Origin of the sequence: Catenulispora rubra (genome assembly GCF_015356825.1) — a bacterium.
Classification (GTDB): domain Bacteria; phylum Actinomycetota; class Actinomycetes; order Streptomycetales; family Catenulisporaceae; genus Catenulispora; species Catenulispora rubra.
Genome location: NZ_JAACYW010000328.1, coordinates 1 through 12,315, shown reverse-complemented (window position 1 = coordinate 12,315; position 12,315 = coordinate 1). Strand labels below are relative to the sequence as shown.

Sequence of the window (12,315 nt, the reverse complement as noted above, 5' to 3'; positions counted from 1 at the left end):
CAAGCCGCATCGCTGCTGCTGTGGTCGGTCTCCGTTCGGCTTGACACCGCCAAACCGGGCAGGTTGGCTGCGCCCGCTGACGCGGCGAGGGACCCAGAACCAACACCCCGCATGGTCCTTCGGACCCCCTCACGACAGCGCCAGTCAGGCTGACTCGTCACCAATCGCAGCGCCAAGGCGCCGGTGCTCATCGGGACCGGTAGCGGGGCCGCACTGGCCTGCTCGCTGCCGCGCCGAGGGCAACCGCCAGCGCAGCGCCCGGCAACCGCTTTCGCGCATCTGTCGGCGCCGCCGGAAATGAGGACTCTGGCATCTACCGAATGTCCGACCGAGCCGGCAGATCAAGCCCCAGCCGCTCCGGCACCCCCTCCAACACCAGCGCCGCCGCCCCCAGCGCCCCGGCGCTGTCGCCGAGGGTGCTCGGCACGATTCGTAGCCGCTGGTGCAGGGAGCCCATGGTGCCGCGTCGCAGTGTGCGGCGGATCGGTTCGAGCAGGGCGTCGCCGGCTTCGGCCAGGTCGCCGCCGATCACGACCAGCTGCGGGTTCAGCAGCGAGACGGCGGCCGACAGCGCGCGCCCGACCGCCTCGCCCGCGTCTTCGACTGCGCGCAGGGTGCCGCGGTCGGCTCGGCGTAGGAGGTCTGGGAGGTCGGCGCTGGTGATCGGTTGGTTCCAGCTGCGGGACAGGAGGGCGGCGATGGCGGTGGGGCTGGCGACGGTTTCCAGGCAGCCGCGGCTGCCGCAGCGGCAGAGGGCGCCGTTGGGCTCGACTGTCACGTGGCCGAGTTCGCCGGCTAGGCCCAGGTGGCCGAGGAGCATGCGGCCGTCGCTCATCATGCCGGCGCCGATGCCGGCTGCGAGGCGGACGTAGACCACGTTCGTGCAGGTGCGGGCGGCGCCGAAGCGGCGTTCGGCGAGGACGCCGGCGTTGGCGTCGTTGATGATCTGGGTGGGCAGGCCTGTGCGCGCCGCGAGTTCGTCGGCGGGGTGGGTGCCGACCCAGCCGGGCATGATGCCTTCGGCCTGGAGGCCGCCGGTGGTCTTGTCGACGGGGCAGGCGATGCCCAGGCCCAGGCCGAGGATCTTCTGTGGGGGGATGCCGGTGTCGTCGATGGCCGCGGCGATCAGGCGGACCGCGGTGTCCAGGGCGCGCTCGGGGTCGTCGTCGACGGCGATCGCCTCGGAGCGGTCCCAGCGGGCTGTTCCGACGACATCGGTCAGAATGGCGCGCACGTGATCGTGGCCGACGTCCAGTCCCACCGCGTAGGCGGCGTCCGGTTCCAGCGACACCAGCTGGGGTGGGCGGCCGGTGCGCTGGGCCGAGGGCGCCGCCTCCGCGGTCTCGCGCAGCGCCCCGGCGGCGATCAGGTCGAAGACCACCGAAGCCACGGTGGCGCGCGCCAGCCCGGTGCGCCGCACGAGCTCGGCGCGGGAGAGCCGGGGGTGGTCGGCGAGCGCCTGCAGCACCCTGACCCGCCCCAGATTGTGCAGGTTGATCGGGGTCTGGGCCGCGGTCTCCGCATCGGTGGCAGTCGGGTGCACGCCTGAACCATAGCAACGGAGTAAATCTCGTCCTAGTCAAAACTGGCGCGGAAGTTGTTTCAGAGTTCTTGACTTTCGCGCATAGTCGGCTGAATGTGAGGGGCGGCTAGTGCTCCAGCAGGCATCCAGTACGGAGGCGCAATGGAACAGCACAGACGCACCAAACGGCCCAGACTGCGCAGGACGGCCCAAGCGACCGTCGCCCTCGCCGTCGGGCTGGGCATCGCGGTGACCGCGGCGCCGGCCTCGTCCGCCGGAGCCACGACCGCAGGCAACACAGCGAACGCAGCGAACACAGGGGACGCCGCGAACAGCAGAACCCAGCTCCCGATCTACCTCAACACCCATTACAGCGCCGAGGCGCGCGCCGCAGACCTCGTCTCCCGCATGACGCTCCCGGAGAAGGTCGCGCAGCTGAGCACCAACAGCGGCCCGGCGATCCCGCGCCTGGGCGTGCAGCAGTACACGTACTGGAGCGAGGGCCAGCACGGCGTCAACACCCTGGGAGCCAACCAGAACAACAACGGCAACGGCGGCGCCGTCCGCTCGACCAGCTTCCCGACCAACTTCGCCAGCACCATGTCCTGGGACCCGAGCCTGATCTACCAGGAGACCACCGCGATCTCCGACGAGGCCCGCGGCTTCCTGGACAAGTCGCTGTTCGGCGTGAACCAGAACAATCTCGGCCCCTCGGCGAGCGACTACGGCAGCCTGACGTTCTGGGCCCCGACCGTGAACATGGACCGCGACCCCCGCTGGGGCCGGACCGACGAGGCCTTCGGCGAGGACCCGTACCTGGTCTCGCAGATGGCCGGCGCCTTCGTCAACGGCTACGAGGGCAACACCCCGAGCGGCAAGTCCGAGACCGGCTACCTCAAGGTCGCGGCCACCGCGAAGCACTACGCGCTGAACAACGTCGAGCAGGACCGCACCGGCGTCTCCTCCAACGTCAGCGACACCGACCTGCACGACTACTACACCAAGCAGTTCGCGTCCTTGATTGAGAACGCGCATGTCTCGGGCCTGATGACGTCGTACAACGCCATCAACGGGACGCCGTCGGTCGCCGACACCTACACCGCGAACCAGCTCGCGCAGCGCCAGTACGGCTTCAACGGCTACGTCACATCTGACTGCGGCGCCATCGGCACCGCCTACCAGACCTTCCCGAGCGGCCACAACTGGGCACCGCCCGGCTGGACCACCGACGGCAAGAGCTCCACTGGCACCTGGACCAACACCGCCACCGGCACCACCGTGCCGGCCCAGGCCGGCGGCCAGGCCTACGCCCTGCGCGCCGGCACCGACCTGAACTGCGCCGGCGGCGAGAACACCTACGCCGCCATGACGGCCGCGATCAACGCCGGGGTGCTCAGCGAGGGCGTCATCGACAACGCCCTGGTCAAGGTCTTCACCGTGCGCATGAGGACCGGCGAGTTCGACCCCGCAGGTTCTAACCCTTACACGGCCATCACCAAGGAGCAGATCCAGAGCCCGGCGCACCAGGCGCTGGCGACCAAGATCGCCGACAACTCGCTGGTGCTGCTGAAGAACCAGCCGGCGGCCGGCGCCACCAAGCCGCTGCTCCCGCTGTCCGCGGCCACCACGAACAAGATCGTGATCGTCGGCGACATGGCGAACGCGGTGACCCTCGGCAACTACTCCAGCGATCCCACGCTCAAGGTCAGCGCTGTGCAGGGCATCACCGCCGCGGTGCAGAAGGCCAACCCCGGCGCGACCGTGACCTTCGACGCCTGCGGCACCTCCACCGACGCCACCACCGCGGCGACCTGCTCGGCGCAGACGCTCAGCGACGTGGCGGGCGCCGACGCGGTCGTCGTCTTCGTCGGCACCAACCAGAAGATCGCCGACGAGGGCAAGGACCGCACCACGATCGCCATGCCCGGCAACTACGACTCGCTGATCAACCAGGTCGCGGCCGTCGGCAACTCGCACATGGTGCTGGCCATCCAGTCCGGCGGCCCGGTGAAGATCGACGACGTCCAGAAGGACTTTGCCTCGGTCGTGTTCAGCGGCTTCAACGGCGAGAGCCAGGGTACCGCGCTGGCCGACGTGCTCTTCGGCGCGCAGAACCCGGACGGGCACCTCGACTTCACCTGGTACGCCGACGACTCGCAGCTCCCCGCGATGTCGAACTACGGCCTCACCCCGGCCGACACCGGCGGCCTGGGCCGCACCTACATGTACTTCACCGGCGCCCCGACCTACCCGTTCGGCTACGGCCTGAGCTACTCGACCTTCGCCTTCTCCGGCATCCACGCCGAGCACCACAGCGCGGACGCCAACGGCACCCAGAGCGTCACCGTCACGGTGAAGAACACCGGCACCACGGCCGGCAGCACCGTCGCGCAGCTCTACGCCGCGCCGAAGTTCACCGTCGCCGGCCAGACCTTCCCGAAGGAACAGCTGGTCGGCTTCCAGAAGAGCAAGGTCCTCAAGCCGGGGGAAAGCCAGCGGCTCACCATCACCGCGCAGATCCCCGATCTGGGCATCTGGAACTCGACCACCATGAACTCCGTGGTCTACGACGGCACCTACGCCTTCCAGGTCGGAGCCGACGCCACCGACCTGCGCGGCGGAGTGGACGTCGCGGTCGCCGGGACGCTGACGCAGCGCGTCCGCACCGTTTCGGTGCAGCCGGACCAGGTCGACTTCCAGGTCGGCCAGACGCTCGACCTGACCGGCAAGAACCCGTGGATCGCCGACGACACCACCGGCGTCGGCTCCGTTCCGCAGGGCCGGAACATGAGCGTCACCGCCGACAACATCGTCGAGGCCGCGGACGCCGACGGCAGCTTCGCCGACCTGTCCAAGGCGCACGTGAGCTACCACAGCAGCGACCCGCGCGTGGCCACCGTCAATGCCAAGGGGCTGGTCACCGCGATCGGCACCGGAGCCGCGGACATCACCGTCACAGTCAACGGCGTCAGCGGCTCGACGCCGATCGTCGTCGGCCACGCCGTGTCCGTCACCACTCCGGCGCTCGCGCAGCCCGGTCAGGCCTCGACGGTCAGCACGACGTTCACCAACACCGCCTCGGCCGCGTCCGGCACGTCCGGCACGGTGCGCGACGTCGCGATGAACCTCGACCTGCCCGCCGGCTGGAGCGCGACGGCGACCAGCCCGTCGACCTTCGCGCACGTCGCGGCCGGCCAGAAGGTGACCACCACGTGGTCGGTGACGGTACCGAGCGGCGCCGGCGGCACCTACACGCTGAACGCCGACGCCACCGTCCGCGGCAAGCACGACAGCACCGGCTTCCAGCAGCTGGCGGTGCCGTACACGTCGCTGCCGGCCGCGTTCAACAACGACGCGATCACCAACGACAGCAACCGGGGCGGCGCCGACCTCGACGGCGCCGGCGCGAGCTTCTCGGCGCAGGCGCTGACCTCGGTCGGTGTGACGCCCGGTGCCCCGCTGGTGCACGACGGGCTCACGTTCACCTGGCCGAACCGGCAGGTCGGACAGTCCGACAACGTGGTCGCCGCCGGGCAGACCATCGACGTCACCGGCTCGGGCTCCACGCTGGGCCTGTTGGGGACCAGCACCTGGGGAGCCAGTACCGGCAGCGGAACGATCACCTACACCGACGGCAGCACACAGCCCTACACGATCGGCTTCGGCGACTGGGCCAACGGCACCCCGCCGACCGGCGGCGACGTCGCGATCCGCGCGCCGTACGGCAACCAGCCGGGGAACCAGACCGGCTGGGCGGCGACGATCGACTACTTCCCGGTGACGCTCGACCCGAGCAAGACCGTGCAGTCGATCACACTGCCGTCCGGCAGCGCGCAGCCGCACGGCGGGATCCCGGCGATGCACGTGTTCGCCATGTCCATCAAGTCCGACAATCTGGCGATCACGGCGCCGCCGGCGCTGGAACCCGGCGGGTCGGCCACGGTCACCACGACGCTGGCGAACCCGTCGTCGGCGGCGCTGAGCAACGTGGCGCTCGGGCTGACGCTGCCGGCCGGCTGGACGGCCGCCAACAGCACGCCGGACACGTTCGCGACGGTCGCGGCCGGAGCCACGGTCTCGACGACGTGGTCGGTGACGGTACCGGCGTTGCAGCAGCCGGGGCCGCACGTGATCGGGGTGACCGAGAGCGTCGGCGGCGCGCAGGCCGGGATCTCGGGCACGCAGACCACCGTGGCGTATCCGTCGCTGACCGCCGGGTTCAACAACGTGTCCATCACGGACGACGCGAACCACGGGCCCGGCAACATCGACGGCGGCGGGAACAGCTTCTCGGCGCAGGCGCTGGCCGCGGCCGGGCTGAACCCCGGGGCACCGTTCACGTTCGGCGGGCTCACCTTCACCTGGCCCGGCGCGGCGGCCGGGACCTCGGACAACGTCGAGGCCGACGGGCGCTCGTTCAGCGTCACCGGCAGCGGCACGATGCTGGGGTTCCTGGGCGCGGCGGCCAACGGGCAGTCCTCGGGCACCGCGACGATCACCTACACCGACGGGAGCACGCAGCAGTTCACGCTCGGGTTCGGGGACTGGGCCTCGACCTCGCCGTTCCCGGGTTCCCAGGTCGCGGTGACCTCGGCGTACGGGAACACCTCCGGCGGCAAGTCGCCGTGGAAGGCCTCCATCTTCTACGACAGTGTGGCGCTCCAGGCCGGCAAGACGGTGCAGTCGGTGACGCTGCCGGGCGGGTCGTCCTCGCCGCTGCACGTGTTCGCGGCGGCGATCGGCTGACGGGCTGACCGGCTGACCTGGCTGACCTGGCTGACCTGGCCTAGAGGTGCCTGAAGGGTCCTGGTGCGCGGTCGTGCACCAGGACCCTTCATGTTCTCGCGTGCGGCGAGCTCCTCAGAGGAAGGCCGTCAGTGGACCCCGACCGCCGCGCACTCCGCCGCGAACTGCGGCGTGCACACCTCGGCCTTGGTGGCCGCGCCAGAGTCGATCACGTCGTTCACGTTGGCCTTGACGATGGCCTCCGGCGTCAGCATCACGGACTTGACGAGCTTGCCGGTGACGGTGTCGGGGACCATCGCGGTGGCCGTGTTCGCCGGGGCGCCGGTGGCCAGGTCGATGGCCAGCTCCGCGCCGGCCGCCGCTTCCTTCGCGGGGTCCTTGAACACCGTCATGCACTGGTCGCCGCTCAGCACCGACTGCAGGCCGGCGACGGTCGCGTCCTGGCCGGTGACCGGGATCTTGCCGTTGAGGTGGTGCGCCTTCAGGACCGCGATGACCGCCTGGGCCATGCCGTCGTTGGCGACCAGGACGCCGCTGATGTTCGGGGTCGTGGCGAGCATCTGCGAGAAGGTCTTGCCCGCGAGGGTGTTGTCCCAGCCGGCGATGGACTCGTTCGGGCCCTTGAGGTAGCTGCCGTCGGCGTAGCGCGGGGTGAGGATGGAGTTGTAGCCCTGCGCGAACAGCGTCGCGTTGTTGTCCGTCGGGGCGCCGTTCACCTCGGCCACGACCGGCTTGACCACGCCGGCCAGGCACTGCGTGAGGCCCTGGCCCTGCTGCTCGCCGACGTCGACGTTGTCGAAGCTGACGTAGTAGTCGGCGCCGCCGCCGAGCGTGAGGCGGTCGTAGTCGACGGTGGCCACGCCCTGCGCCCGGGCCTGCGCCAGCACGGCCGAGCCGGAGGCGGCGTCCAGGTCGACGACGACCAGCACGTTGACGCCCTCTTTGAGCATCCGGTCGGCGATCGCCTGGAACTGGGTCTTGTCGCCCTGCGCGTTCTGGATGTCGTAGCGCACGCCCTTGGCCTTGAACGCGGCCGTGAGGGCGGGCCGGTCCTGCGTCTCCCAGCGCGAGGAGGACTTGGTGTCGGGAAGGATCACTCCGACGTAGGGCGAGCGCCCCTTCGCCGATCCGTCAGAGGAGTTACTGCTGCAAGCCCCCAGAGCGAGTGCCGCGACGGTGCCGGCCGTCATGGTCCGGATGATCAGGCTTCTCATCGTTGCTTTCCTTAAAGGGTGCCGAAGGCGCACACCATCGTCTGTTTCTTCCGTGGCGGATCCGCGGTTCTCGCGCGGCATCCTGGCGGCAGGTGGCGGTGCGGACAGGCGTTGACGCGGGACAGCCCTCACGCGTCTTTGTCAGGGCGGCCAACGAATTGCTCTTTTGGAGGATTGAAAAAGTATGGGGCACGGCGCGGTGCGCGCCAGGGGTGTGCGGTTCAAATCTCGCCACCCGGCCGTAACGATTCGGAAACGTGGGATTCGGCGGTTGGATGACCTGGGGCGCGACGTTTCAGTGCGGTTTGTGCTCGGACGGGTGCGGGGCGTGCGGGCCGGGCCGCGTGCCGGATTCGTACGCTGAGTACCTGTGATGTCGCTTTGCGCGGCGGGATTCTGGCGGGGACGGACAGGTGCGGACCGGCGTCGGGGGTGGTTGTCGAATGCATGACAGTGCGTAAGCAGGCCAACGCCTTGTTCGCGGATTGTCGGTGCACCGGGCGTGATGAACTGGTTGATGATGCTGTCGGGCTGTAGTGGTGTGCTGCGAGACTTACAGGCGCGAGCCACCCTGAATTTGGTGCGTGCCTTAACAATCTCGGTGGCATTCGGTTGCGTTCGGTTGTACCCGCGAGTAGAACGCGTGACGTGAGCGAGATTCTGAACGAACCCGCATCCGACAACCGTCCGGCCATTGATGAGTTCCTGCGCGCGCACGGCGCCGCGGACATGCCGCACCCGGGCGGCACCCTCCTGCAACACCTGAACCGGGTCAGCCGCCGCCTCGCGGACTGGGGTGCGCCGCCTGAGGTCCAGACGGCGGGCCTATGTCACGCGACGTATGGCACCGACGGCTTCGCGCCATCTCTGCTTAATCTGGCCGACCGCCGCGTCCTCGTCGACCTGATCGGCGAACGCCCCGAGGCCCTGGTCCACCTCTACGCCAGTTGCGACCGCGCGGTCACCTACCCGCGGCTGCGCGCCGGCGAGCGTCCGGCGTTCCGTGACCGTTTTGCGGAAGCCGACCTTCAGCCGGTCGCCGAGGATCTCCGCGCCTTCCTGGAGATCACCGCAGCGAACGAACTCGACGTCTTCGAGCACAACGCCGATCTCGCCGCCCGCTACGGCTCCGCGATGTACCGGCTCCTGGAGCCCGTCAGCAGCCTGCTTTCGGCCGCCGCCTGGGACGCCGTCCGGCGCGAACTCGGAGGCGGCGCCGCGTTGTAGAGCGCTCGCGATAAGCGGTGACGTCTGCGTCTTGACGCTCCGCAGGATGCTGCTTACTCTCCTTTCTGGTTAGGAAAGGTTACTAACGAAAAAGGCGCGCCGGTATCACCGCTGGTCACGTCGCTAAGCGCCACCGCCACGCTCCACCGCGGCCACCTTCTCGCCTCATCGCGGCCGCGTCCCCACAGCCCTTCCGACGAAAGGGGAACCAGCAATGAAGACACCCCCACGGCGCCTGCTCACGGCGCTCGCAGCCCTCTGTCTGGGCATCGGCGCGGCCCTCGGCCTGATCGCCGCGCCGGCCCAGGCGGCCGCCCACGTTCAGGCGGCGGCCCAGGCTCAGGCGGCCGCCCCGGTCCGGGCGGCGGCATCGGGCGCCACCCAGCAGACGTTCCTCACCTTCTACGGCTGGTGGGACAACACGCCTCCGGGCGGCGTCATCTCCTACCCGCAGATCCACCAGACCGCCGGCGGGACCGGCACCTACTCCGACCCGATCACCTTCGCCACCGACTCCAGCGAGCAGCCGCCGGGCACGATCGTCTTCGTCCCGCGCGTCGGCAAGTACTTCATCATGGAGGACAGCTGCCAGGAGTGCAGCGCGGACTGGACCGGCCGCGGCCCCAACGGCGGCCCCAACCTGCGGCACCTCGACCTGTGGCTCGGCGGGCAGGGCGGCAACGCGTTCAACGCCATCGAGTGCGAGGACGCGCTGACCAACTACAACTCCGACGGCACGCCGTCCATGGAGCCGGTGATCGTCAACCCGCCGTCGAACGAGACGGTGACCTCCGAGCCGATCTTCAACACCGGCACCGGCGCGTGCTACGGCGGGGCGAAGCCGACGATCACGGTCGGGCAGTACAAGAACGTCTCGACCGGCAAGTGCATGACCGATCCGAATGACAGCTCGTCGGCGGGTGTGCTGCTGGTGACCTCGGCGTGCGATAGCTCGGCGGCCGGCCAGCAGTTCACGTTCGACGGCACGTTCCTGCAGATCAACAACCTCTGCGCGGACTACTCGACATCGCAGATCTCGATGAAGTCTTGTACGGCGGGGCCGAGCCAGCAGTGGTCGTACAACACCGATCTGACGTTCACCGACATCCAGTCCGGCAAGAAGTACATCAACGACTCCTCGGGCAAGGTCAAGGCTGGTAGCAGCTCCAGTTCCACGAAGACGTGGACGTTCGTCCCGGCGCAGACGGGCTCGAACGACTTCTCGGTCTCGGCCGCGCCGTCGTCGGCCTCCGTCGCCGCTGGCGGCACCGCGACCGCGACGGTCTCCACCGCGGTCACCTCCGGCAGCGCCGAGTCGGTCGCGCTGAGCGCCAGCGGCGGTCCAGCCGGCTCCACGGTCAGCTTCAGCCCGGCGTCGGTCACCTCCGGCGGCAGCTCGACGCTGAGCGTGGCGACGAGTTCCACGACGGCTGCCGGGACGTACCCGATCACCGTCACCGGCACGGCTGCGTCCGGCACGCACACTGCTACGTACACGCTGACGGTGACCTCGTCCTCGGGTGGCGGTTGCACGGCGGCGCAGTTGCTGGTGAACCCCGGCTTCGAGAGCGGGACCGGCAGCGGCTGGACCGGCAGCTCCACGCTGGGGTTCAACCCGATCACCAACAGCACGAGCGGTGAGCCTCCGCACTCGGGGTCCTGGGAGGCGTGGCTCAACGGGAACGGCAGCAGCGACACGGACACCGTTTCGCAGAAGGTGACGATCCCGTCCGGTTGCAGCGCGACGCTGTCGTACTGGCTGCATGTCGACACGTCGGAGAACACGTCGAGTGCTAAGCCGGACACCTTCAGCGTGCAGGTGCTGAACTCGTCGGGTGCTGTGCTCGCTACGCTCGCGAGCTTCAGCAACTTGGATCAGGCGAGCGGTTACACGCAGCACAGCAGCGACGTGTCGGCGTACGCGGGGCAGAGTGTCACGCTGCGGTTCACCGGGACCGAGACCGACAAGAACGGGGGTACGACCAGCTTCGTGCTCGATGACACTGCGTTGAACGCGAAGTAGTAGAGCCTGGCGGTCATGGTAGTCAGCCAGGGGTAGCCCCATTGGGGTGGGTGCGCTTTCCCGAATAGGGGGTAGCGCACCCGCTTCCCCTGTTCCCGGCGGGGTCGTGAGTCCGTCAGAATCCTGATGGGGATTCCGGCTGAGGGGGAAGCGTGCTGAGTGGTGGGGAAGCGAACGGCAAGGTTCTGCGGTCGGCGTTGTTCGTCGACTTCGACAACGTGTTCATCGGGCTGCGGGACTCCAGTCCGCGTGCGGCCGAGGTGTTCAGCCGGTCGCCGGAGGCTTGGTTGGGTTGGTTGAGTCGGGTTCCTGAGGTGGCTCCGGTTGGCCAGGTGGCCCCGGTGGCCCAGGTGGCGCCGGTGGCCCCGGGTGCCGGCGGGGAGGGCGGCACGGAGGGGCTTGAGGCCGATGCGCACGGTTCAGGGACGCAAGGTTCTGGTTCGCAAGGTTCAGGTACCGCCCGGCGGTTGTTGCTTACTCGTAACTGCTACTTGAACCCGGTTCAGGACACCAAGGGGTTCCGGGCGTTCTTCACGCGCGCCGGGTTCCGGGTCGTGGACTGTCCTTCGCTGACGCAGCATGGGAAGAGCAGTGCGGACATCCATATGGTGATGGATATTCTGGACATTCTTGCGCATCCGGTTCGTTATGACGAGGTGATCGTCATGAGCGCGGATGCTGACTTCACGGCGGTGATGCTGCGGCTGCGGAGCCATGATCGGCGGACGGTGAGCGTGTCCAGCAGTCCGGTCGCGCATGCCTATCGTGCGGCTTGCGATCTGGTCGTCTCGGACGAGGAGTTCACCCGGCAGCTGTTGTTGTTGCAGCGCTCGGCGAACACGGTGGGAGCCGCCGCCGACGGCGGGCTGTCGCAGCTCTCGCAGTCCAGCGGGCTGCCGGAGGGCATCGAGGAGTTCATCGAGGACCTGGTGCGGAAGTCGCCGAAGGCGGTGTCGCACGCGAGTATCGCCAGCCAGCTGATGAAGAAGTTCGGCCGCGGCCAGACCGTTGGGGGGCAGTGGTTCGGGTACGGGGCGTTCGGAGACGTGCTGGGGTCGTTGACGCTGACGCTGGACGAGCAGCCGCTCGTGGTGGACTTCGCGACGCCTGGGTACGTGTTGGACCCCACACGGCACAGCCGGCCGGTGCCGACGCCGGATGCCACCGAGGGGCTGGATCCGGATCTGGCCGCGTTCATCACTGCGGTGCATTCGACTACTGGCATGCCGAAGCTGGCACCGGCGACGTATCGCGGGCTGTTCGAGCAGATCCATGCGGAGGTCAGGGACCTGCTGGCGGCGGGGCAGCCGTACGTGGTGGAGTCCGTGGCTGGAGCGGTCGCGCAGCGGTGCTACGAGGCGGGGATCCCGGTGACGGTGAGCCAGGTGAAGTTCGTGCTGCGCGGGTACGAGCTGTCGGGGTACTGGCGTGGTGGGCCGCAGGGGTCGTCGGCGGGTGATCTGGCGAATGCGAGTCGGGACAGTGCGTTGGCTCGGTGCGTGCAGATGGGGATTCCGGGGACGGATGAGAATTTGGCGTTGCTTGATCGGTGGTTGGTTGAGGAGCGGGAGTAGGGGTGGGGG

Annotated in this window: 6 protein-coding genes; 4 read left to right on the top strand and 2 right to left on the bottom strand. The window is 68.9% G+C overall.

The features are described from left to right. Window positions 1–313: 313 nt before the first annotated feature. Window positions 314–1,543 carry an ROK family transcriptional regulator gene (locus GWK61_RS46895; protein WP_194919479.1) on the bottom strand — a complete coding sequence of 410 codons (1,230 nt, stop codon included), beginning with the start codon at window positions 1,541–1,543 and terminating at the stop codon, window positions 314–316. Window positions 1,544–1,684: 141 nt separating this feature from the next. On the opposite strand from GWK61_RS46895, the gene GWK61_RS46890 reads away from it, so the two are divergent. Continuing rightward, window positions 1,685–6,268, top strand: coding sequence for a glycoside hydrolase family 3 C-terminal domain-containing protein (locus tag GWK61_RS46890; RefSeq protein WP_194919477.1), 4,584 nt, complete (start codon window positions 1,685–1,687; stop codon window positions 6,266–6,268). Window positions 6,269–6,396: 128 nt separating this feature from the next. Here GWK61_RS46890 and GWK61_RS46885 read toward each other — a convergent pair whose 3' ends face one another. Continuing rightward, the gene (locus tag GWK61_RS46885; protein ID WP_194919475.1) at window positions 6,397–7,482 is read right to left on the bottom strand and encodes a sugar ABC transporter substrate-binding protein; all 1,086 of its coding nucleotides are present in this window, start codon (window positions 7,480–7,482) and stop codon (window positions 6,397–6,399) included. A gap of 648 nt (window positions 7,483–8,130) precedes the next feature. On the opposite strand from GWK61_RS46885, the gene GWK61_RS46880 reads away from it, so the two are divergent. The 3 genes from GWK61_RS46880 (at window position 8,131) to GWK61_RS46870 (ending at window position 12,306) form a co-directional block, all read left to right on the top strand. Further along, window positions 8,131–8,709: a DUF6817 domain-containing protein gene (locus GWK61_RS46880; RefSeq protein ID WP_194919473.1), complete on the top strand. Its 579-nt coding sequence runs from the start codon at window positions 8,131–8,133 to the stop codon at window positions 8,707–8,709. A gap of 214 nt (window positions 8,710–8,923) precedes the next feature. Continuing rightward, window positions 8,924–10,732: a ricin-type beta-trefoil lectin domain protein gene (locus GWK61_RS46875; protein WP_194919471.1), complete on the top strand. Its 1,809-nt coding sequence runs from the start codon at window positions 8,924–8,926 to the stop codon at window positions 10,730–10,732. A 152-nt stretch (window positions 10,733–10,884) separates the two neighbouring features. Further along, the gene (locus GWK61_RS46870) at window positions 10,885–12,306 is read left to right on the top strand and encodes an NYN domain-containing protein (RefSeq protein WP_194919468.1); all 1,422 of its coding nucleotides are present in this window, start codon (window positions 10,885–10,887) and stop codon (window positions 12,304–12,306) included. Window positions 12,307–12,315 lie beyond the last annotated feature (9 nt).

Coding starts and splice junctions, on each gene's coding strand:
- GWK61_RS46885 (WP_194919475.1), bottom strand. CDS start 7,482: ATGAGAAGCCTGATCATCCGGACCATGACGGCCGGCACCGTCGCGGCA.
- GWK61_RS46875 (WP_194919471.1), top strand. CDS start 8,924: ATGAAGACACCCCCACGGCGCCTGCTCACGGCGCTCGCAGCCCTCTGT.
- GWK61_RS46890 (WP_194919477.1), top strand. CDS start 1,685: ATGGAACAGCACAGACGCACCAAACGGCCCAGACTGCGCAGGACGGCC.